The organism is Pseudomonas sp. AK106 (assembly GCF_053903055.1).
On the sequence record NZ_CP096426.1, the window covers coordinates 1,692,835 to 1,715,299 of the forward strand.

Below are 22,465 nucleotides of genomic sequence, written 5' to 3' on the forward strand. Positions count from 1 at the left end.
AATGCTGCGCCTATGTTGAATGACCCGATTCCACCTCACGTTGACCCGCGCAAATTAGCTGATCGTGGCACTACTCTTCAGGGAGAGATGCTGCTGGCTGATTTGGAGAGACTCTGCGACCCGCTTGCTGACAATCTCGGTACGGTGCAGGCGAAATTCGTTTTTGAGCGAGACGAGCAGCGCGCTGTGGTTATCCACAGTGCAATTGACGTCGAAGTCAAAATGGTTTGCCAGCGTTGTCTTGAGCTGGTCACCTTTCCAATCCACAGCGAATGCAGTTATGCGGTGGTGAAGGAGGGTGCAAACACCCAGTCGTTGCCGAAAGGCTATGACGTGCTGGAACTCGGCGAAGATCCCATGGATCTGCTGGCTTTGATCGAGGATGAGCTTCTGCTCGCCTTGCCCATTGTTCCAACTCATGATCCGAAAGAATGCCAGCCGCCGGCGGACCTCAACGAGTCCGAGCCGAGCGAGGACGAGGTAACGCGGTCCAACCCGTTCAGTGTATTGGCGCAGTTAAAGCGTGACCCAAACGTTTAGGAGTTAATCAATTATGGCTGTTCAGCAGAACAAAAAATCCCGCTCTGCCCGTGACATGCGTCGTTCCCACGACGCTCTCGAGGCTAGCACTCTGTCTGTAGAAAAAACCACCGGTGAAGTTCACCTGCGTCACCACGTATCGCCAGAAGGCGTATACCGTGGCCGTAAAGTGATCGACAAGGGCGCTGACGAGTAATTTCTTGTCTGCTCCGGTCATCGCGATCGACGCAATGGGCGGGGACTTCGGTCCCCGCAGCATTGTTCAGGCCTGCGTCGCCTGCCTGCTTGCTACCCCCTCGCTACACCTGACCCTTGTTGGTCAATCCTCCCTTCTTGAAGACCTCATCGCACGCCACTCCGGTGTCGATCGCTCGCGCCTGCACGTTGTGCACGCCGGTGAAATCATCACCATGGACGAGCGTCCGTCCCAGGCCTTGCGGGGCAAACCTGATTCGTCGATGCGTGTCGCGTTGGGGCTTCTCGCCGAGGGCAAGGCCCATGCCTGTGTCAGTGCAGGCAATACCGGTGCCTTGATGGCGCTGTCCCGATTCGTGTTGAAAACCTTGCCGGGCATCGACCGCCCGGCCATGGTGGCAGCGATGCCGACCCGGGGCGGTTATTGCCAATTGCTGGATCTGGGTGCGAACGTTGATTGCACGGCCGAGCATCTTTATCAGTTTGCCGTGATGGGTTCGGTGGCGGCCGAGGCGCTGGGCGTGGTGCGACCCAGAGTCGCACTGCTGAACGTCGGCACCGAAGACATCAAGGGCAATCAGCAGGTCAAGCTGGCTGCCGGTCTGTTGCAGGCTGCGCCGGCGCTGAACTACATCGGTTTTGTCGAAGGCGATGGCCTGTATCGGGGTGAAGCGGATGTCGTGGTCTGTGACGGCTTCGTCGGCAATGTGTTGCTGAAGTCCAGCGAAGGACTGGCGCTGATGATTGGCGAGCGTATCGAGCGGCTGTTTCGTCGCAACGTGCTGTCGCGGCTGGTGGGGTTGATGGCAAGGCCTGTGCTCGGCCAGCTCAAGGCCGACCTGGCCCCGGCGCGTCACAACGGTGCCAGTTTTCTCGGGCTGCAGGGCATTGTGGTGAAGAGCCATGGTTCGGCCGATGCCCAGGGTTTCCAGAGCGCAATACAGCGGGCACTGATCGAGATTCAGGAAAACCTGCCCCAGCGCTTGCGCGGTCGTCTTGAGGATCTGCTTTAGGGCTTCAGTGCGAGTCTTGGGCTAGAATGTGACGCCTGTGACCGCGTGGTCATCCAACTGTCCACCGCAACACATTGAATTACCTCGCGTTCGGCCCGCCGGACGCTCATTTTGACGAGAATAATCAGGGGCTTGTTAATGTCTGCTTCCGTCGCATTTGTCTTTCCGGGCCAGGGCTCGCAGTCCCTTGGCATGCTGGCCGAGCTGGGCGCGCAGCATCCGCTGGTGCTGGAGACGTTCAAAGAAGCTTCCGCTGCTCTGGGCTACGACCTCTGGGCGCTGACCCAGCAGGGCCCGGAAGAGAGCCTCAACCAGACCGATAAAACCCAGCCTGCCATCCTCACCGCATCGATTGCCTTGTGGCGTCTGTGGCTGGCGGAAGGCGGCGTGCGCCCTGCGTATGTCGCCGGGCACAGTCTGGGTGAGTACAGCGCGCTGGTCGCGGCCGGCAGCCTGACCCTTGCCGATGGGGTGAAGCTGGTCGAGCGCCGGGGTCAGTTGATGCAGGAAGCCGTGCCTGCGGGGCAGGGCGGCATGGCGGCCATTCTCGGCCTGGACGATGCGGTGGTCATTGCTGCCTGTGCCGAAGCGGCTCAGGGCGAGGTGGTCAGCGCGGTGAATTTCAATTCGCCCGGACAAGTCGTGATTGCCGGCGCCAAGGCCGCCGTGGAGCGCGCCATAGAAATCTGCAAGGCCAAGGGTGCCAAGCGTGCCTTGCCGTTGCCGGTGAGCGTGCCTTCGCACTGCGAGCTGATGCGCCCGGCGGCGGAACGCTTCGCCGGGTCGATCGCTGCCATTGACTGGCAGGTGCCTCAGATCCCGCTGGTGCAGAACGTCACCGCGAGTGTCGTGTCCGACCTCGGTACGCTGAAAGCCGATCTGCTGCAGCAGCTCTACAAGCCAGTGCGCTGGGTCGAATCGATCCAGACCCTGGCCGCCCAGGGCGCCCTGCAACTGGTCGAGTGCGGCCCGGGCAAGGTTCTCGCCGGATTGAACAAGCGTTGCGCCGATGGCGTGGCCACCCAAAACCTCAATACCCCAGACGCCTTCGCCGCCGCTCGTGCGGCGCTGGCCTGATTAGGAGACGCCTGCATGAGTCAGGGTAAAGTTGCACTTGTCACCGGCGCGAGCCGCGGCATTGGCCGGGCGATCGCCCTTGAACTGGGTCGTAACGGCGCCATCGTCGTGGGCACGGCGACTTCCGAGTCCGGTGCCGAGAAAATCACCGCTTATTTCAAGGAAAGCGGCATCGAAGGCTTCGGTCTGGCGCTGGACGTGGGCAGCGACGAATCCGTTGCCGCCGCGCTCGCCCAGATCACCGAACGCGTTGGCGCGCCGTTGATCCTGGTCAATAACGCCGGTATCACCCGTGACAACCTGATGATGCGCATGAAGGATGACGAGTGGCACGACGTCATCAACACCAACCTGAGCAGTCTGTTCCGCCTGTCCAAGGGCGTCCTGCGCGGGATGACCAAGGCGCGTTGGGGCCGGATCATCAGCATCGGCTCCGTGGTGGGTGCCATGGGCAACGCAGGTCAAGTAAACTACGCAGCCGCCAAGGCGGGTCTGGAAGGCTTCAGCCGTGCCCTGGCACGTGAAGTAGGGTCGCGTGCAGTGACGGTCAATTCGGTGACGCCGGGTTTCATCGACACCGACATGACCCGCGAGCTGCCAGAAGCGCAACGTGATTCCCTGACGGCCCAGATTCCTCTGGGCCGACTGGGGCAGGCAGAAGAGATCGCGCATGTTGTCGCTTTTCTTGCCTCGGAAGGTGCAGGCTACGTGACCGGGGCTACAATCCCCGTTAACGGCGGCATGTACATGTGACCGGTCGTATCGAAAAAATGTCATACGGGCTGTCTAAAATCCGTTATAAAGCTGAAATCTTTTAAGGGGCGGAAGGCTGTCGGGCGTAGCGGGAATTGCGTTTAGCTTGAAATGCGCAAAACCTCTTCTATACACTTACCCATCGGCCAGCTGCCTGAATTTGTCCACTAGGAGTTAAAACACGGTATGAGCACCATCGAAGAGCGCGTCAAGAAAATCGTTGCCGAACAACTTGGCGTCAAGGAAGAGGAAGTCACCAACAGTGCTTCCTTCGTTGAAGACCTGGGTGCCGACTCCCTTGATACCGTTGAGCTGGTAATGGCTCTGGAAGAGGAATTCGAGACCGAAATCCCTGACGAAGAAGCCGAGAAGATCACCACTGTTCAAGCGGCTATCGATTACGTTACTGCCCACCAGGCGTAAGATTTTGTAATCGTAGTTTGCTGTCCTGGAGAAACCGCACTGCCCCTGGCGTGCGGTTTTTTCTTTGAATAGGGCAGCGTTTCATCAATAGAAGAAAGGAGAGTCCTGTGTCGCGTAGACGCGTCGTGGTCACCGGTATGGGTATGCTGACGCCTTTGGGCACGGATGTGCCGAGCACCTGGCAAGGCATTCTGGCTGGCCAGAGTGGCATTGGGCCTATCGAACACACGGACCTGTCCCAATACACCACCCGCTTTGGCGGTTCGGTCAAGGGATTCAATGTCGAGGAATACCTGTCGGCCAAAGAGGCCCGCAGACTCGATCTGTTCATTCAGTACGGGCTGGCTGCCAGCTTTCAGGCCGTGCGCAACTCCGGTATCAAGATCGACGACACCAATCGCGAGCGCGTCGGCGTGGCGATGGGATCAGGCATCGGGGGCCTCACCAACATCGAGAACACCAGCCGGCTGATGCATGAGCAGGGGCCGGGCAAGATCTCCCCGTTCTTCGTACCGGGGTCGATCATCAACATGATTTCCGGGTTCCTGTCGATCCACCTCGGCGCACAGGGCCCCAACTACGCCATCGCCACCGCCTGCACCACGAGCACGCACTGCATCGGCATGGCCGCGCGCAACATCGCGTACGACGAAGCCGATGTGATGATCGCCGGCGGCGCTGAAATGGCGGCCTGCGGCCTGGGAATGGGCGGCTTCGGCGCCTCGCGCGCGCTGTCTACCCGCAACGATGAGCCGGCGCGCGCCAGCCGTCCCTGGGACAAGGGCCGCGACGGCTTCGTGCTGTCCAACGGTGCTGGCGCCATGGTCCTCGAAGAGCTCGAGCACGCCAAAGCGCGTGGCGCGACCATCTACGCCGAGCTGATCGGCTTTGGCATGAGCGGCGATGCGTTTCACATGACCTCGCCGCCGGATGACGGCGCCGGTGCCGCGCGCTGCATCACCAACGCGCTGCGCGATGCCAAGATTCGTCCCGAGGACGTGCAATACATCAACGCCCATGGCACCTCCACGCCTGCGGGCGATCTGGCCGAAGTCAGCGCCATCAAGAAGGTATTCGGCGAGCACGCCTACAAACTGGCTGTCAGTTCGACCAAGTCGATGACAGGCCACCTGTTGGGCGCCGCCGGGGCCATCGAAGCGATTTTCAGTGTGCTGGCGATCAAGGATCAGGTCGCGCCACCGACGATCAACCTCGACGAGCCTGATGAAGGCTGCGACCTGGACTTCGTTCCCCACGAACCGCGGAAAATGCCGATCGACGTGGTGATCTCCAACTCCTTCGGCTTCGGTGGCACCAACGGCTCGCTGGTCTTCCGCCGGTACGCCGAATGACCGTGAGCTGGATCGATGGCCTTTCAGCTGACTCCCTGGCCGTCAAGGACCGGGGGTTGGCGTACGGCGATGGTCTCTTCGAGACTGTCCTTGTAAAGGCCGGACAGCCATTGCTCTTCCAGCGTCATTTGCAGCGTCTGGCACTGGGTGCTCAGCGCCTGGCGTTGAACCTCGATCTGGCATTGGTCGAGGAGGAGTGCTGCCGCTTCGCCGCTCAATTGGGTGAAGGCGTGATGAAACTCATCGTCACCCGTGGCGACGGCGTGCGTGGTTATGCACCCGCTGTGGACGCACAGCCAAGACGCATCCTCCAGGCAAGTGCGCTGCCGGTGTATCCCGAGGCCCATGCAGAGCAGGGCGTCAAACTGTTCGCCTGTCAGACCCGCCTCGCCGAACAGCCGCTGCTGGCCGGGCTCAAGCACCTCAATCGCCTTGAGCAAGTGCTGGCCCGTGGGGAATGGCAAGGTGCCGAGTACGCCGAAGGGCTGATGCGGGACGTGTCGGGGCGGATCGTCGAGGCGGTCTACAGCAATCTGTTTATGGTCAAGGGCGGGGTGTTGCTGACGCCGGACCTGCGCCGCTGTGGCGTGGCTGGTGTGATGCGGGCCGAGATTCTGGCGCTGGCGGAGCGCGAGAACATGCCGGCCCGCGAGCTGGAGCTGCAAATGTCCGACCTGCAAAAGGCCGATGAGGTGTTTGTCTGCAACAGCGTGTACGGCATCTGGCCGGTGCGCGGCGTCGAGCATCTGAACTGGCCGGTTGGGCCGCTGACCCGTAAACTCCAACACCTTGTTCGCGGGCTTCTGGATATCTGATTCGTGATCCGAAAATTACTCGTCTTGCTGGAAACAGGTGTGGTTCTGGCAGGGCTATTGCTGGGACTGGCTTATTGGGAGCAGAACAGCGCGCTGCAGCAGCCCCTCAATCTGACCCAGGAAAAACTGCTGGATGTGCCCTCGGGCTCTTCGCCCACCGGCGTGCTGAATCGGCTGCAGGCCGACGGCGTCATCAAGGACGCATTCTGGCTGCGGCTTTACTGGCGCTTCAATCTGCAGGGTCAGTCGCTGCACAGTGGCGAATACCGTATGGCGCCAGGCATGAACGCCGAGTCACTGCTCGATCTCTGGCAAAAAGGCGAAGTGGTTCAGTACAGCGTCACCCTGGTGGAGGGCTGGACTTTCCGTCAGGTGCGCGCGGCGCTGGCTAAACAGGTCAAGCTGGAGCAAACGGCGAGCGATCTCAGCGACCCGGAGCTTATGGCGAAGCTGGGGCATCCGGACGTCTTTCCCGAAGGCCGGTTTTTCCCGGACACCTATCGCTACGTGCGCGGCATGACCGATGTCGAGTTGCTGAAACAAGCCTACAGCCGCCTGGATGAAGTGCTTCAGGAGGAATGGGAGAAGCGTGCTGCCGATGTGCCGTACTCCGATCCTTACCAGGCTCTGATCATGGCGTCGCTGGTGGAAAAGGAAACCGGTGTTCCCCAGGAACGCGGCCAGATTGCCGGCGTGTTCGTGCGTCGTTTGCAACAGGGCATGTTGCTGCAGACCGATCCGACCGTCATTTATGGCCTCGGCGACCGGTACAACGGCAAGATCACCCGGGCGTTGCTGAAAGAGCCTACGCCGTATAACACCTATGTCATCTCCGGCTTGCCGCCAACGCCGATCTCGATGGTCGGGCGTGAGGCGATCCATGCGGCGATGCACCCGGTGGCCGGCAACAGCCTGTACTTCGTGGCGAGAGGGGACGGCAGTCACGTATTCTCCGCCGATCTGGATGCGCACAACGCGGCGGTGAAGGCGTTCCAGCTCAAGCGTCGCGCGGACTACCGCTCCAGCCCGGCGCCTGTCGCTGCACCGGCGCTGCCCGTGGACGCCGTCGATAAGCCCGCGTCCGAGCAGCAGCCCACAGATCCGAAACCTGCTGATGTGCAGCCAACAGAATCCAAAGCGGCAGAACCCAGGGACGCAGAGCCGGGCGCGAGCGAGCAACCGCCGAAGCCGCAGACGGACGCTGAGGCTCCGTCGACCCCGGCCAGTGACCCCGGCCAATGACAACCGCGAGCACGCTCGCCATGAATCTCACCAAGGACTGCCCGTGACCGGTTTGTTTATTACCCTGGAAGGCCCCGAAGGCGCGGGCAAAAGCACCAACCGCGAGTACCTGGCCGAGCGCCTGCGCAGTGAAGGCATTGATGTGGTCCTGACCCGCGAGCCCGGCGGTACGCCATTGGCCGAGCGCATTCGCGAGCTGCTGTTGACGCCCGGCGACGAGCAGATGTTTGTGGATACCGAGCTGCTGCTGATGTTCGCCGCCCGTGCGCAACACCTCGCTGGCCTGATTCGCCCGGCGCTGGCGCGGGGTGCCGTGGTGCTTTGCGACCGATTCACCGATGCCACGTACGCGTATCAGGGGGGCGGCCGAGGCCTGCCCATCGAGCGCATCGCCGTGCTGGAAGATTTTGTCCAGGGCGCGCTGCGTCCGGATCTGACCCTGGTGTTCGATCTGCCCATCGAGATAGGCCTGGCCCGCGCATCCGCCCGTGGTCAGCTGGACCGTTTCGAGCAGGAGGGCCGAGCGTTCTTCGATGCCGTGCGCAGCACCTACCTGTCGCGCGCCGCCGCGGCCCCCGAGCGTTATCGCCTGGTGGACGCGGCGCTGCCGCTGACCGAAGTCCAGTCGTCCCTTGATGGGCTGGTTCCCGAACTGATTGCTCTGCTGGCGGCTCGCCGGCATGGCTGAGGCTTATCCCTGGCAGCACGGCCTTTGGCAGCAACTGGCAGGCCGCAAGCAACATGCTCACGCCTACCTGCTCCACGGCCCGGCAGGCATCGGCAAGCGGGCGCTGGCCGAGCGTTTGATGTACCTGCTGTTGTGCCAGCACCCGACAGGCCTTGAGGCGTGCGGCCAATGCAAATCCTGCTCGCTGCTGGTGGCCGGCAGTCACCCCGATCATTACGTGCTGGAGCCTGAAGAAGCCGACAAGGCGATCAAGGTCGATCAGGTGCGCGACCTGGTCAGCTTCGTGGTGCAGACCGCGCAGATGGGCGGGCGCAAGGTGGTGCTGATCGAGCCGGTCGAGGCGATGAACATCAACGCCGCCAACGCTCTGCTGAAAAGTCTGGAAGAGCCTTCGGGCAACACTATTCTGTTGCTGGTCAGCCATCAGCCGAGCCGGCTGCTGCCCACGGTCAAGAGCCGCTGCGTGCAACAGGCGTGTCCGCTGCCCAGCGACGCCATGAGCATCGCCTGGCTGGCCGATGCACTGCCAGATTGCGACGAGCAGGAGCGTGTCGATCTGCTGACCCTCGCAGCAGGTTCGCCGTTGGTCGCAGTCAAGCTGCACGCCCAGGGTGTGCATGAGCAGCGGGCGCTGGTGGTGGAGGGCGTTAAAAAGCTGCTCAAGGGCCAGCAATCGCCGACTCAACTGGCCGAAGGCTGGAAAGACATTCCGCTGTTGTTGCTGTTTGACTGGTTCTGCGACTGGTCAAGCCTGATCCTGCGCTATCAACTGACCCAGGACGAAGAGGGCCTGGGCCTGACCGACATGCGCAAGGTCGTGCAGTATCTGGCGCAGAAATCGTCCCAGCGCAATGTGCTGGCGATTCAGGACTGGGTGCTGCTGCAGCGCCAGAAGGTCATGTCAAAAGCGAACCTGAACCGGGTTCTGTTGCTCGAAGCGTTATTGGTGCAGTGGGCAGGCCTGACCGGACAAGGTTAGACTGGCCCTCTGCATGGCATCATGCATTGCCTGAGGAAACGAGATGAGCGTGCCACCGAGTCCAGGTCCGCGTAACGGCATTCTGTCCCTGACCATCAAGGACAAGTCCGTCCTGTACGCCGCATACATGCCATTTATCAAGAACGGCGGCCTGTTCATTCCCACCAGCAAAAGCTACAAGCTGGGCGATGAAGTGTTCATGTTGCTCAACCTGATGGACGAGCCTGAAAAGATTCCGGTCGCGGGCAAGGTCACCTGGATCACGCCGAAGGGCGCTCAGGGCAACCGCGCCGCCGGTGTCGGTGTGCAGTTCAACGACGGCGACAACACCGCGCGCAACATGATTGAAAATTACCTGGCCGGAGCGCTTAAGTCCGACCGTCCTACCCATACGATGTAAGTTGCCCCCGCCGCCATGCTTGTAGATTCCCATTGCCACCTTGACCGCCTCGACCTCAGCGCCCACGACGGCTCCCTCGACAACGCGCTGCAAGCGGCGAGAGAGCGGGGCGTCGGGCACTTTCTGTGCATCGGCGTCAGCGCCGAGAATGCCGGTGCCGTGAAAGCGCTGGCCGACCGCTACGACGACGTCGACTGCTCGGTCGGCATCCATCCACTGGACCTCAAGCCCGGCGAAGCGCCTGCGCTGGAGTGGCTGCTCGGCGAGCTGAATCATCCTCGCGTCGTGGCCATCGGCGAAACCGGTCTGGATTATCACTACGAACCCGAGGCTGCCGAGTTGCAACAGGCCTCGTTCCGGCTTCATTTGCAGGCGGCCAACGTGACCGGCAAGCCGGTGATCGTCCACACTCGCGGCGCGCGGGCCGACACGCTGGCGCTGCTGCGTGAGGCCGCGTTGCCTCAAGCCGGCGTGTTGCATTGCTTCACCGAAGACTGGGACATGGCCAAAGCCGCGCTGGATCTGGGGTTCTATATCTCGCTGTCCGGTATCGTCACCTTCCGCAACGCCGACGCGCTGCGCGACGTCGCCAGTAAAGTGCCCGCCGATCGGCTGCTGGTCGAGACCGACTCGCCGTACCTGGCGCCCATCCCGTATCGGGGCAAGCCCAACCTGCCGCAATACGTGCGTGAAGTGGCCGAGTTTCTGGCGATGCTCCGTGGCGAGACGTACGAGCGTTTTGCCGAGCAGACCAGCGAAAACTTCAAGCGGCTGTTCCCGCTGGCGCGCGTTAAAAGCTGATCCCCCGTGTACAGCGCCGCTTGCCAGGCCCCGAGCGCTGCGCAAATCGCGGGCAAAAAAAACCCGGGTTCTGGGGGGTGAATCCGGGTTAAGACCATTAGGAGTAAAACAAAGACACGCTATCCATTGGTGTCCTTGCCAACGCTGGCACTTGGGGGAGATGCTGCGTTGGCGAATATAAGTATTGGCTATAATCCGCAGGCGTCCAGCCGACCGCTGTACGATTTTTAAACAGTTTTGGAATACCTGACGCGCTGCTGATACCGCAATCCCACTGATGTCCCGAATTTCTGACCACTCAGGCCATCCCGCCAAAAAAGAGACTGGTGGGGCACTTTGCGTTTCGTTTTAGCGTACTGGCGGCTAAATCCGTCAGAAAACGGATACAGGTCGGATGATCCGTGCATTCTGCTGCGGGATAGGCATAATGTGCCGCTTCCGATTCCCGAATCCACAGTCCCCTCCTATGCAGAAAGAACCTCGTAAAGTCCGTGAGTTTCGCCGCCGTGAGCAGGAGATCCTCGACACCGCGCTCAAGCTTTTCCTCGAACAGGGCGAAGACAGCGTCACCGTCGAGATGATCGCGGACGCCGTGGGTATCGGCAAAGGCACCATCTACAAGCATTTCAAATCCAAGGCCGAGATTTATCTGCGCCTTATGCTCGACTACGAGCGGGATTTGAACGAGCTGCTGCATTCGGCGGATGTCGACAAGGACAAAGAAGCGCTGTCCCGCGCCTACTTTGAATTCCGTATGCGCGACCCCCAGCGCTATCGCCTGTTCGACCGCCTGGAAGAGAAAGTCGTAAAAGGCAATCAGGTGCCGGAGCTGGTCGAGGAGCTGCACAAGATCCGCGCTTCGAACTTCGAACACCTGACCTTGCTGATCAAGGGACGGATTTCCGAAGGCAAGCTCGAAGACGTCCCTCCGTACTTCCATTACTGCGCCGCCTGGGCGCTGGTGCACGGCGCGGTGGCGCTGTACCACTCGCCGTTCTGGAGCAATGTCCTTGAAGATCAGGAAGGTTTCTTCCAGTTCCTGATGGACATCGGTGTGCGCATGGGCAACAAACGCAAGCGGGATATCGATCATGGGCACGAGACCAAACTCGACGCTCAGCCCGACCCCGCTGCTGAGTAAAGCGCACCACGTAAACCCGATTCCGCGAGCTAAGCCTTCTCCAGGTCCGACATGGCGCAAAAGCTGCATTAACCGGCCATTCGCCGGTTTTCCGTCGCCGGACTTTGGAGATAAACATGCGTAGCCTGGTTTTACTGCTGGCTCTACTGGCGTTGAGTGGCTGTATGCACGTCAGCGATCTGGCACAAGGCGCTCACGATGAGCTCAGTGACGCCGGGCTGCTGGATCACAGTTCGACCCGCCGGTTGAACAACTTTCGCGTGCAACCTGACTCGTTCATCTATATCGCCCAAGGCGCCTTTGCTCCCCCGGGCAGCGCCTACCCGCGTCCCAATGTCGTGGCTGAAGAAGCCTTCAACGGTTTTATCGAATACTTCCCGATGGTCCGCCGCGCCCGCGCCCCGGAAGGTCTGGATGACGCGATGACCGAGGCTCGGGCTGCCGGTGCGCATTATCTGCTGTACACCCGTTTTGCCAAGGCTGATGACCGCATCGGCACGTTTGACGAGTGGTCGGATCAGGAAGCAGTGGACCGTCTTGGCATCGACAACGGCGTCATACAGCTGATGCTGATCGAAACCAACACCCGCTACCTTATCGATTCGGCCCGCATTCACCTCCGTGGTGGCCTGCTGACTTTGTACGACACCAAGCCCGAGGATTTGCTAGGACCCCCGATGGAAGCTTACGCTCGGGGTTTGCTGGGCGTCGAAGCCCGCTGAGGAGTGGCGTATGAGTGGGCAGGACAAAGCCAACGATCTGTTGGCACAGATTGCCAAGAGCGGCAAGGGTTTGCCGCCTGTGCACTTGTGGAACCCGGATTTCTGCGGTGACATCGACATGCGCATCGCCCGTGATGGCACCTGGTTCTATCTGGGCACGCCCATTGGTCGCAAGCCGATGGTTCGGCTGTTTTCCACCATCATTCGCCGTGACGGCGACGATTATTTCCTGATTACCCCAGTCGAGAAGGTTGGCATCAAGGTCGACGACGCGCCTTTTGTGGCGGTGCTGCTGGACGTTGAAGGCAGTGGGGAGTCGCAGTTGTTGCGGTTCACCACCAATGTCGAAGACGTGGCAGAGGCGGGGGCTGAACATCCGCTGCGTATCGACCTCGATCCGCAGACCCAGGAGCCAGCGCCCTATATCCGTGTGCGCAACAACCTCGAAGCGCTGATCCACCGTAATGTCTTCTATCAGCTGGTTGACCTGGCTGTCGTGCGGGAAATCGACGGCCAGCGCTGGCTGGGGGTGTGGAGCGGTGGCGAATTTTTCCCCATCGGTCTCGAGCCCTGATCGGCCCCTGTCAAACTGGCTATCCGCTTGCGCCCAATTGCCTGACTACCACAGGGCAGTTAAAGTGCCGCCCCCCGATTTTTCCTGAGGTTTTTCCATGAGTCAGTCCTTTGATATCGCCGTGATCGGCGCCACCGGTACTGTCGGCGAAACCATCGTCCAGATTCTCGAAGAGCGCGACTTCCCGGTTGGCGATTTGCACCTGCTCGCCAGCGCCGAATCGGCCGGCAGTTCGGTGCCGTACCGTGGCAAGAACGTCCGCGTGCGTGAAGTTGACGCCTTTGATTTCAGCAAGGCGAAGATCGCGTTCTTTGCAGCAGGCGCCACGGTCACCCGCAGCTATGCCGAGCGCGCCACCGCCGCCGGGTGTGTGGTGATCGACCTGTCCGCCGGATTGTCCGTGGAGCAGGCACCCAATGTAGTGCCCGAGGTCAATGGCCCCCGCCTGGCTGATCTGGCCAAGCCGCAGCAGGTGGCATGCCCGAGTTCCAGCGCAGCCGCCCTTGCGCTGGTGCTGACGCCGTTGCGCGCACTGCTGAACCTCGAGCGGATCACCGTGACGGCGTGCCTGGCGGTGTCGAGCATGGGCCGAGAAGGGGTCACCGAACTGGCTCGGCAGACCGCCGAGCTGCTCAATGTTCGCCCGCTGGAGCCGAAGGTGTTTGACCGGCAGATGGCGTTCAACGTGCTGGCCCAAGTGGGCAAGCCTGACGCCGAAGGTCATGTGCCATTGGAAAAACGTTTGGTCAGCGAGTTGCGCGAGTTGCTCTCGCTGCCTTTAATCAAGGTCGGTGTGAGTTGCATCCAGGTGCCGGTGTTCTTCGGCGACAGCCTGAGCGTGTCGGTGCAGACCCGCGAACCGGTCGACATCAAGGCGGTCAACGCCGCGCTCGAAACGGCCGAGGGCATCGAGCTGGTTGAGCCCGGTGATTACCCGACGCCGGTGGGCGACGCCGTAGGACAGGATGCTGTTTATGTAGGACGTTTACGCGGGGGCGTCGACGACGGTTGTGAGCTGAATTTCTGGGTCACGCTGGACAATGTGCGCAAGGGCGCAGCGTTGAACGCTGTGCAGGTGGCTGAGTTGTTGATAAAAGATGTTGCGTAAAAGATACTTGCCCACAATTCGAAGAATCATTCTAGCTGCGGCGTGTCGATACGCCTTACACCCGAGCAGGCATTATCTTCGCGATTGCCGGGGAAATTTCAAACAAGGGATGGGCTATGGTTCAGGTTCGTAAACTCGTTTTAGCAATCGCTGCGGCTTCGGCGCTGTCATCGGGAATGGCACAAGCGCTCGGCCTCGGCGGTCTGACCGTGAAGTCGACCCTGAATCAGCCGTTGTTGGCCGAAATCGAGCTGACAGAAGTGCAGGACCTCAATGCCTCCCAGGTGGTGCCGAGTCTGGCGACCTCTGCGGAGTTCGCTCAGGCCGGCGTTGGCCGGGTGGCGATTCTGGATGACCTGACCTTTACCCCGGTCGTCAATCCCGGCGGCAAGAGTGTGTTGCGCATTACCTCCACCAAGCCTATCCGCGATCCCTACGTAAAATTCCTCGTTCAAGTGCTCTGGCCCAACGGCCGGGCGCTGCGCGAGTACAGCCTGTTGCTGGACCCGCCAAAATTCTCGCCACAGGCCGCTGCGGCCGCCGCGCAATTGCCGTCGACCGCACCGAGCGTCGCACCTGCCCCGGCACCTGCCGCCGAGACGCCAGCGGCTGCACCTTCGACGCCAACTCCAGCGCCTGCCCCGGAACCCAAGTTCACCCAATACACCACCGCCAATAACGACACGCTCTGGGAAATTGCCGCGCGCGTGAAAAATGGCGGCACTGTGCAACAGACCATGCTGGCGATTCAGGCGTTGAACCCTGATGCGTTTATTGCCGGCAACATCAACCGCCTGAAAAAAGGCCAGGTGTTGCGTCTGCCGTCGCCGCAGGAGTCAACGGCGCTGGCTCAGCCTCGCGCGGTGGCCGAGGTGGCCGAGCAGAATCGTGCCTGGCGCGAAGGCCGACGCCTGCCGAGCGGCGCCCGTCAGGTCGATGCCACCCGTCGCGACCGTGCGGGCGCAGCGCCGTCACAGATCGACGCCAAGGACAACCTCAGCCTTGTCTCTGCCAATAAGGCTGGAGCGAAAGGCAAAGCCAGCGACAACGCCGACATCAGCAACCAGCTGGCGACTACTCAGGAAAGCCTGGACACCACGCGTCGGGACAATGCCGAGCTGAAGAGCCGCATGACTGATCTGCAAAGCCAGGTCGACAAACTGCAGCGCCTGATTCAGCTGAAGAATGACCAGCTGGCGAAAATGCAGGCGTCCGGCGCAGCGGTTCCGCCGCCCATTGATGCCCCCAATCCTGCCAATCCCGCTGTCAGCCCCAACAGCGTGACCAACCCCAACAACGCCGCCAACCCGGCGATGCAGGCCCAGGTGGTGCCGAATGCAGCGGCGCCTGATGTTGCCGGGAAGGCACCTGACGAAATCGCGCCCGAAGACGCATTGCCGGTTGACGGTGCGGCGGTGACCAGTGCAACGCCTGATCAAGCGCTGATCGTACCGACTGAGCCGGTGGTCGATGAAGACAACCGCAGCGCCCTCGACAAGATCCTCGCCAGCCCGATGCTCATGGGCCTGATCGGTGGCGGCGCGCTGTTGGTCTTGCTGCTGCTTCTGTTGCTGATGGCTCGCCGACGCAATGCGCTGATCGAAGCCGAACGGCATCGCCAGATGGCGCGTGCGTTGGCCGAAGAGTCGGACTTCGCGTCCGACATGGATATGCCTGCCAGCAGCTTTGAAGGCCTGGAGGCGCCGGTGCCCAACGCAAAGACGCCGCCGGCGCCGACCGTCGCCGAGCCGGTCCGCGAGCACCCGGCTGACGCGCTCGTTCAGGCCGAAATCCACATTGCCTACGGCCGGAGCAATCAGGCTGCTGCCGTTCTTGAAGAGGCCATCAAGCATGAGCCGCAGCGCAGCGATCTGCGCCTCAAGCTCATGGAGGTCTATGCCGAGCAGGACAACAAATCCGGGTTTGTCGCGCAGGAGCGGCAACTGGTGGCCACGGGAAAGAACCACGCTGAAGTCGAAGAGCTGAAATCCCGCTATCCGTCCATGGCAGCAGCAGCTGCGGCGGTAGCAGGGGTGGCGGCCACAGCGGCTTTGGCGGCGGAAATGGACGCAAAATACGTCGAGGACCTGCTTCACGACGAACCTGAAGTCGCGGCGCAGCCTGCTCCGGTGGCAGAAACAGTGACCGAAGTGCCGTTGGACGAAGAGTTCGACAACGCCTTTGACCTGAGCCTTGATGATCTGGACAGCGAATCGCCTGCTGCTGCGCCGACCCGCGCTGCGGCGCAGGACACCGCTGCCCTCGACGATCTGGACCTGGATGCGCCGTTTGCCGGATCGGCGTCTGATGACCTGGACTTCGACGCGATTCTGCGCGAACAACAGGCGACATCCGGCCCTGCTGAGCCCGCCGACCTGGACGATTTCGACCTCAACCTGGCGGAAGATCAGCCGGCGTTGAAAGCCGAAGACGATTATTTGCTGGGGATGGAGGACGATCTGCGTGATCTGCCCCCGTTCGAACAGCCTGCATCGTTGGGCGCTGACAAGCCGGGGCCGGAAGACGACATTGAGTTGCCTGCCGATTTCGACCTCTCCCTGGCGGACGAGATGGAGACCGAGCAAGCGTCCGAGGCATTTGCGTCCGAAATCGACGACGTGAATGCCGAGCTGGACCGTCTCTCCCAGAGCCTGGAACAGCCACCGATTGCCAAGCCGTTCGACACGGCGCTGGACAAGACGGTCGACGCGTCGCCGCGTTTCACTGAAGACGACGCACTGCTGGCGGACGACGAGCCGGAATTCGATTTCCTGTCCGGTACCGATGAAGCGGCCACCAAGCTGGACCTGGCCCGGGCGTACATCGAGATGGGTGACGCCGACGGCGCTCGCGACATTCTCGACGAGGTGGTGGCCGAAGGTGACGATGGCCAGAAGACGGAGGCGCGGGACATGCTGTCGCGCCTCGTCTGACGGTATACACCGCTGCAAAAAAACGACCGCTTCGGCGGTCGTTTGCGTTTCCGGGCCGGGCCCTCCGGCTTTTCGCGTGCGTGCGGGTTCACCAGTGGGTGCTGCCGATGGCGTCTTTTTTTTCGATCCGTATAATGGCCGCCCTTGCGCACATCGACAGGCTTTAAGCTCTTGGCAACTACAGACACCGAGGCAGAAACAGCGGCAGCCGAACTGGCCGCCGAAGGTTTTTCCAGAATCGCCCTGGGCGTGGAATACAAAGGCTCGCGCTACAGCGGCTGGCAGCGCCAGTTGACCGGTGTGCTGACCGTCCAGGAAACGCTGGAAAACGCCCTGTCGAAAGTTGCGGATTCGCCGGTGTCGCTGATGTGCGCAGGGCGCACCGATGCCGGTGTGCACGCGTGCGGTCAGGTGGTGCACTTCGACACCCGGGCCGAGCGCAGCATGAAAGCCTGGACCATGGGCGCCAATATCAATTTGCCCCATGACATCAGCGTGACTTGGGCCAAGGTCATGCCCGCGCATTTTCACGCGCGCTTCAAGGCCATCGCCCGACGTTATCGCTATGTGATCTACAACGATCAGATCCGTCCGGCGCACCTGGGCCAGGAAATCACCTGGAACCATCGCCCGCTGGATGCCGAACGCATGGCGCTGGCGGCCGAGTATCTGGTCGGCACCCACGATTTCAGCGCGTTCCGTGCCGGTCAATGCCAGGCCAAATCGCCGATCAAGCAGCTTCATCATTTGCGCGTCACCCGCCACGGCAAGATGATCGTCATTGATGTCCGCGCCAATGCCTTTCTGCATCACATGGTGCGCAACATTGCCGGTGTGCTGATGACCATCGGGGCAGGGGAGCGGCCAATCGAGTGGGCGAGGGAGGTGCTGGAAAGTCGGGTCCGCCGCACCGGCGGTGTGACGGCTCATCCTTTCGGCCTGTATCTGGTTCAGGTGGAATACCGCGACGAGTTCCCGTTACCGGATCGCTACATCGGCCCGCATTTTCTCACCGGCTTCACGGAACTGGACGGCTGACGCGGGTGACTGCATTTGCTACCATCCGTGACTTTCGCAAGGCTTGAGGTCTCCACTACATGTCAGCCGTTCGCAGCAAGATCTGCGGGATTACCTGCATAGAAGACGCGTTGGCCGCCGTTGACGCGGGAGCCGATGCCATCGGGCTGGTGTTTTACCCCCCAAGTCCGCGCTTCGTGACGGTCGAGCAGGCCCAGGCAATCGTTGCCGCGCTGCCGCCGTTCGTCAGCACTGTCGGCCTGTTCGTGAATGCAGAGCGCGCTGACTTGAAAGCCCTGCTCGACGTCGTTCCCCTCGACCTCATTCAGTTTCACGGCGATGAAACCCCGGAGCAGTGCGAAGGCTATAGCCGCCCGTACATCAAAGCGCTGCGGGTCCAGGCCGGCGACGACATCGCGGCCACTTGCGATGCTTACGCCAACGCTTGCGGCATCCTCCTCGACACCTATGTCGCCGGCATTCCGGGCGGGACGGGGGAAACCTTCGACTGGGCGCTGATTCCAAAACATTTGAGCAAGCCGGTGATCCTCGCCGGCGGGCTGACCTCGGCCAACGTTTCCCAGGCCATTGCGCAGGTGCATCCCTACGCCGTGGACGTGAGTGGCGGGGTGGAGAAATCCAAAGGCCTGAAGGATCACGACAAGATCCGTGCGTTCATGAGTGCAGTACACGGCGCCTAGGGCGTTTGCCCGGCAACATCGGCTGGGATGTGACGGCGGACCAACGGTCGCCGTCCACTAGCCTGCCATCCGCTGATGCGCGTGGCCGAATTGATTGAGCGAAGACGTCTTGCGTCTCGTGATGGAAGTTGAGAGGGGTGTTTGCGAGTGTTGTCTCGGCAGGTCAGGCTTCGCGCCGATCGTTGTACGGCATTTCGCGGCACCTTACATGACATTGGTTTAAGGGCATGCGCATGGCACCTATTGCCATCGCGTTCGAGCCATCGGTACTGGAGAAAGAAAGCATGAGCAACTGGTTGGTAGACAAACTGATCCCTTCGATCATGCGTTCCGAGGTCAAGAAGAGCTCGGTGCCCGAAGGTCTGTGGCACAAGTGCCCGTCCTGCGAAGCGGTGCTGTATCGCCCGGAGCTGGAAAAGACCCTGGACGTCTGCCCGAAGTGCAACCACCACATGCGCATCGGCGCCCGCGCCCGTCTGAATATCTTCCTGGACGCCGAAGGCCGTCAGGAGATCGGCGTTGATCTGGAGCCGGTGGACCGTCTGAAATTCCGCGACGGCAAGAAGTACAAGGATCGCCTCGTCGCGGCACAGAAGCAGACCGGTGAAAAGGACGCGCTGATTTCCATGAGCGGCACCCTGCTGGGCATGCCGGTGGTGTGCAGCGCATTCGAGTTCTCCTTCATGGGCGGCTCGATGGGTGCGGTGGTGGGTGAGCGCTTCGTGCAAGCTGCCAACTACGCGCTGGAAAACCGCTGCCCGATGATCTGCTTCGCCGCATCCGGCGGTGCGCGCATGCAGGAAGCCTTGATCTCGCTGATGCAGATGGCCAAGACCTCGGCCGTTCTGGCGCGTCTTCGTGAAGAGGGCCTGCCGTTTATCTCCGTGCTGACCGACCCGGTCTACGGCGGTGTTTCTGCCAGCCTAGCGATGCTGGGCGACATCATTGTCGCCGAGCCAAAGGCCCTGATCGGCTTCGCCGGCCCTCGCGTCATTGAGCAGACCGTGCGCGAAAAGCTGCCGGAAGGTTTCCAGCGCAGCGAATTCCTGCTCGACCACGGCGCGATCGACATGATCATTCACCGTCAGGAACTGCGTCAGCGTCTCGGTAACGTATTGGCCCAGATGATGGGGCTGCCGACGCCGAAATTCGTGGCGCCGACAGTTGAGCCGATCGTTGTACCGCCTGTTCCGGCGAACCTATGACCGCACGCTCGTTGAGCGACTGGCTCAGCTATCTGGAACACCTGCACCCGTCGGCCATCGATATGGGATTGGAGCGTTCGCAGCAGGTGGCAGCTCAGATGGGCCTGACCCGGCCGGCGCCCAGAGTGATCACGGTCACCGGCACCAACGGCAAAGGCTCGACCTGCGCATTCGTTGCTTCCTTGTTGCAGGCCCAGGGCCTGAAAGTCGGCGTTTACAGCTCGCCGCACCTGCTGCGCTACAACGAGCGTGTGCAGGTGCTGGGCGTCGAAGCCACCGACGCCGCGCTGTGCGCGGCGTTCGAGGTGGTCGAGCGCGGCCGCGGCGACATTTCCCTGACCTATTTCGAAATGGGCACGCTGGCAGCCTTCTGGCTTTTCGAGCAGGCCGGGCTGGATGCGGTCGTGCTGGAAGTCGGTCTCGGCGGGCGGCTTGATACGGTCAATCTGATCGACGCCGACATGGCGCTGGTCACCAGCATTGGCGTTGACCACGCGGAATTCCTCGGCAATACCCGTGAGACCGTGGCCTTCGAGAAGGCCGGGATATTCCGTGAGGGACGGCCTGCACTGTGTGGCGATCTTGATCCGCCGCAGCCGTTGCTCGACAAAGCGCAGGCACTGCATTGTCCGCTGTCGCTGCGCGGTCGCGATTTCAAGCTGCAGATCAACGCGACGGGGTGGGACTGGTCGGGCACTGATGCACAGGGCCGCACAATCGAACTGCATTCGCTGCCGTTACTCGACCTCCCCATGCAGAACGCCGCGCTGGCGCTGCAGGCTTACCTGCGGCTGGATTTGCCGTGGGATGGGTCGACCCTTCGCGATGCGCTCGTCAATACGCGCGTCACCGGTCGCCTTGACCGTCGCAGCGTCGACTGGCAGGGGAAATCCCTAAGCCTGCTGCTGGACGTGGGCCACAACCCCCATGCAGCAACGTTTCTCGCCCAGCGCCTGAATCAGCGACCGGTGGCGGGCAAGCGTCTGGCGGTGTTCGGTTTGCTCAGTGACAAGGACCTGCCGGGCGTTCTGGCGGAACTGAGCGAGACGTTCAGCAGTTGGGCCGTCGCACCGCTGCCAACGCCGCGCAGCCGTCCGGCGCAAGAGATCGAACAGGCGTTGCAGAACCTTGGCGCTCGCGTGACGTCTCACCCGAGTATCGCGCTGGCACTTGAAGCTCAGTGCGCCCACGCGACAGCCGACGACGAGATTGTTCTGTTCGGGTCTTTTTACTGCGTAGCCGAGGCCCTGGAATGGCTTGCTGGCGCGTCACGGAGGAAGTGACACATGGCTTTGCTGGATAAAGCGTACAAACAGCGGATGGTTGGGGCATTGGTGCTGATTGCCGTCGCGGTGATTTTTCTGCCGATGCTGTTTTCGCGTCAGGACGAAGCCCGCCGTGTTCAGGTCGATGCGCCTGCCGCGCCGCAAGCGCCGGCCACCTCGCAGATCAAGGTCGAACCCGTCAGCGTGCCTGAACAGCAGCCATTGCCGCAGGAGCCGGTGCCAGGCGATGACGAGCTGACGCAGCCTGCTCAGTCCGCGCGTCCTGCCCAGCCCGTTCAGCAGCGCACCAGTCAACAGCCGCCGTCCATGCCCATTGCCCCTGCGCCTTCCAAGCCTGTGGCTGCTGCGCCGAAACCCGTTCAGACCGCGCCCGCGAAGCCTGCTCCGGCACCGACGCCGGCACCCGCTCAAGCGGCAGCGCCTGTCACACCGGCAGCCGAGACCAGCCGGGTCGATGCCAATGGTTTGTCGGTCACCTGGGCGGTACAGCTGGCGAGCCTTTCCAACCGCGCCAATGCCGACAATCTGCAGAAGACGTTGCGCACTCAGGGCTACAACGCCTACATCCGCACCTCCGATGGCGTGAACCGCGTCTTCGTCGGCCCGGTGATCGAACGCGTCGAAGCTGATCGTCTGCGTGACACGCTGGAAAAACAGCAGAAGATCAAAGGCATCGTTGTGCGTTTCCAGCCGGAGCGTAAGTAAGCGTCCCCGGCCGACGCCTTCCCTTGGTAGGACCGGCTTCAGCCGGGAAGGGGCTCGATCTGCAGTCATCGATTTCGGGTTTAACCCCGCCGATCCCCAACAAAGTCCAATAGTTCGCCTTAAATGCCCTTCATCCGCAATCGCTGCTTACCGGCAGGCGAGTGCTCTGCTAAAATCCGCCGCCTTATCAGTCTGTAGGCTGCGACGTGTCATTTACTCCGGTTGACTGGGCGATCATTGCAATTGTCGCCATCTCCGCTTTGATCAGTCTCAAGCGCGGCTTCGTCAAAGAAGCATTGTCCTTGCTGACGTGGATCATCGCAGGTGCCGTCGCCTGGATGTTTGGCGGATCGCTGGCCCAGTATCTGGTCAACTACATCGAAGCACCTTCGGCGCGCGTGATTGCGGGCTGCACCATTCTTTTCGTCGCCACACTGCTGGTCGGCGCCATGGTCAACTTTCTGATTGGAGAACTGATTCGCGTCACCGGGCTGTCCGGGACCGATCGTTTTCTGGGCATGGTCTTCGGCGCGGCGCGCGGAGCCTTGCTGGTTGTCGTTGCGGTCGGGCTGTTGAGCCTGGGCCCGGTGCAACAGGATCAATGGTGGCAGCAGTCGAGGCTGCTCCCGCAATTTGTCATGGTCGCTGACTGGTCGAAAAACCTGATTCTCGGGATGTCCAGCAAGTGGCTAGCCAGCGGAGTCAGCGTACCTGTTGACATCCCGTTCAAGGATCACCTCCTGCCGCCTACAACGCCGCCGGAAGTGCTCGGTAAATCCAGTTCCACTAAGTAGA

Annotated in this window: 23 protein-coding genes and 1 pseudogene; all 24 read left to right on the forward strand. The window is 61.5% G+C overall.

Features of this window, described 5'->3' with window-relative positions; translation table 11 throughout:
* Nucleotides 1-12: 12 nt before the first annotated feature.
* The 24 genes and pseudogenes from M1E04_RS07750 to M1E04_RS07865 all read left to right on the forward strand — a co-directional run bounded on the left by M1E04_RS07750 (nucleotide 13) and on the right by M1E04_RS07865 (nucleotide 22,464).
* Nucleotides 13-540 (forward strand): YceD family protein, encoded by a 528-nt coding sequence (locus tag M1E04_RS07750; protein ID WP_065993122.1) that lies wholly within the window; start codon nucleotides 13-15, stop codon nucleotides 538-540.
* Between the two features lie 13 nt (nucleotides 541-553).
* A complete protein-coding gene (gene rpmF / locus M1E04_RS07755; RefSeq protein ID WP_003179396.1) occupies nucleotides 554-736 on the forward strand; it encodes a 50S ribosomal protein L32 in 183 nt (60 codons plus the stop codon).
* Nucleotides 737-740: 4 nt separating this feature from the next.
* Complete coding sequence (gene plsX, locus M1E04_RS07760) at nucleotides 741-1,748, forward strand: phosphate acyltransferase PlsX (protein ID WP_456292703.1); 1,008 nt, start codon at nucleotides 741-743, stop codon at nucleotides 1,746-1,748.
* Nucleotides 1,749-1,886: 138 nt separating this feature from the next.
* Nucleotides 1,887-2,825 carry an ACP S-malonyltransferase gene (gene fabD / locus M1E04_RS07765; RefSeq protein WP_456292704.1) on the forward strand — a complete coding sequence of 313 codons (939 nt, stop codon included), beginning with the start codon at nucleotides 1,887-1,889 and terminating at the stop codon, nucleotides 2,823-2,825.
* 15 nt (nucleotides 2,826-2,840) lie between these two features.
* A complete protein-coding gene (fabG, locus tag M1E04_RS07770; RefSeq protein ID WP_065993130.1) occupies nucleotides 2,841-3,578 on the forward strand; it encodes a 3-oxoacyl-ACP reductase FabG in 738 nt (245 codons plus the stop codon).
* 186 nt (nucleotides 3,579-3,764) lie between these two features.
* Entirely contained in the window at nucleotides 3,765-4,001 is a 237-nt protein-coding gene (gene acpP, locus M1E04_RS07775; RefSeq protein WP_016973676.1) for an acyl carrier protein, read from the forward strand.
* A 107-nt stretch (nucleotides 4,002-4,108) separates the two neighbouring features.
* Nucleotides 4,109-5,353: a beta-ketoacyl-ACP synthase II gene (fabF, locus tag M1E04_RS07780; protein WP_065993132.1), complete on the forward strand. Its 1,245-nt coding sequence runs from the start codon at nucleotides 4,109-4,111 to the stop codon at nucleotides 5,351-5,353.
* Entirely contained in the window at nucleotides 5,350-6,168 is an 819-nt protein-coding gene (gene pabC / locus M1E04_RS07785) for an aminodeoxychorismate lyase (protein ID WP_192136064.1), read from the forward strand. Before fabF ends, pabC begins: the two co-directional genes overlap by 4 nt.
* Before the next feature lie 3 nt (nucleotides 6,169-6,171).
* Entirely contained in the window at nucleotides 6,172-7,410 is a 1,239-nt protein-coding gene (gene mltG, locus M1E04_RS07790) for an endolytic transglycosylase MltG (RefSeq protein ID WP_296309491.1), read from the forward strand.
* Between the two features lie 43 nt (nucleotides 7,411-7,453).
* A complete protein-coding gene (gene tmk / locus M1E04_RS07795; RefSeq protein WP_192136068.1) occupies nucleotides 7,454-8,098 on the forward strand; it encodes a dTMP kinase in 645 nt (214 codons plus the stop codon).
* Nucleotides 8,091-9,077: a DNA polymerase III subunit delta' gene (locus M1E04_RS07800; protein ID WP_456292705.1), complete on the forward strand. Its 987-nt coding sequence runs from the start codon at nucleotides 8,091-8,093 to the stop codon at nucleotides 9,075-9,077. The genes tmk and M1E04_RS07800 overlap by 8 nt, the downstream gene beginning before the upstream one ends.
* Before the next feature lie 43 nt (nucleotides 9,078-9,120).
* On the forward strand, nucleotides 9,121-9,477 hold the full coding sequence (locus M1E04_RS07805) for a PilZ domain-containing protein (RefSeq protein WP_065986393.1): 357 nt from the start codon (nucleotides 9,121-9,123) through the stop codon (nucleotides 9,475-9,477).
* 15 nt (nucleotides 9,478-9,492) lie between these two features.
* Nucleotides 9,493-10,278 carry a TatD family hydrolase gene (locus tag M1E04_RS07810; protein WP_065986394.1) on the forward strand — a complete coding sequence of 262 codons (786 nt, stop codon included), beginning with the start codon at nucleotides 9,493-9,495 and terminating at the stop codon, nucleotides 10,276-10,278.
* Between the two features lie 466 nt (nucleotides 10,279-10,744).
* A complete protein-coding gene (locus tag M1E04_RS07815) occupies nucleotides 10,745-11,419 on the forward strand; it encodes a TetR/AcrR family transcriptional regulator (protein ID WP_456292706.1) in 675 nt (224 codons plus the stop codon).
* Between the two features lie 116 nt (nucleotides 11,420-11,535).
* Nucleotides 11,536-12,141, forward strand: coding sequence for a DUF4823 domain-containing protein (locus tag M1E04_RS07820; RefSeq protein WP_065986396.1), 606 nt, complete (start codon nucleotides 11,536-11,538; stop codon nucleotides 12,139-12,141).
* A 10-nt stretch (nucleotides 12,142-12,151) separates the two neighbouring features.
* Nucleotides 12,152-12,715, forward strand: coding sequence for a DUF1285 domain-containing protein (locus M1E04_RS07825; protein ID WP_456292707.1), 564 nt, complete (start codon nucleotides 12,152-12,154; stop codon nucleotides 12,713-12,715).
* Between the two features lie 97 nt (nucleotides 12,716-12,812).
* Nucleotides 12,813-13,823, forward strand: coding sequence for an aspartate-semialdehyde dehydrogenase (locus M1E04_RS07830; protein ID WP_456292708.1), 1,011 nt, complete (start codon nucleotides 12,813-12,815; stop codon nucleotides 13,821-13,823).
* Nucleotides 13,824-13,939: 116 nt separating this feature from the next.
* Nucleotides 13,940-16,756, forward strand: coding sequence for a FimV/HubP family polar landmark protein (locus M1E04_RS07835; RefSeq protein WP_456292709.1), 2,817 nt, complete (start codon nucleotides 13,940-13,942; stop codon nucleotides 16,754-16,756).
* 213 nt (nucleotides 16,757-16,969) lie between these two features.
* Complete coding sequence (truA, locus tag M1E04_RS07840; RefSeq protein ID WP_456293161.1) at nucleotides 16,970-17,794, forward strand: tRNA pseudouridine(38-40) synthase TruA; 825 nt, start codon at nucleotides 16,970-16,972, stop codon at nucleotides 17,792-17,794.
* Nucleotides 17,795-17,853: 59 nt separating this feature from the next.
* A complete protein-coding gene (locus M1E04_RS07845) occupies nucleotides 17,854-18,474 on the forward strand; it encodes a phosphoribosylanthranilate isomerase (RefSeq protein WP_192136084.1) in 621 nt (206 codons plus the stop codon).
* 284 nt (nucleotides 18,475-18,758) lie between these two features.
* Entirely contained in the window at nucleotides 18,759-19,679 is a 921-nt protein-coding gene (gene accD / locus M1E04_RS07850; RefSeq protein ID WP_065986414.1) for an acetyl-CoA carboxylase, carboxyltransferase subunit beta, read from the forward strand.
* Nucleotides 19,676-20,982 (forward strand): annotated as a pseudogene (folC, locus tag M1E04_RS07855) (bifunctional tetrahydrofolate synthase/dihydrofolate synthase). The gene accD and the pseudogene folC overlap by 4 nt, the downstream one beginning before the upstream one ends.
* Nucleotides 20,966-21,670, forward strand: coding sequence for an SPOR domain-containing protein (locus M1E04_RS07860; protein WP_192136088.1), 705 nt, complete (start codon nucleotides 20,966-20,968; stop codon nucleotides 21,668-21,670). Before folC ends, M1E04_RS07860 begins: the two are co-directional and overlap by 17 nt.
* Nucleotides 21,671-21,876: 206 nt before the next feature.
* Nucleotides 21,877-22,464, forward strand: a complete 588-nt coding sequence (locus M1E04_RS07865) for a CvpA family protein (protein WP_065986402.1) — start codon at nucleotides 21,877-21,879, stop codon at nucleotides 22,462-22,464.
* Nucleotide 22,465: the final 1 nt, after the last annotated feature.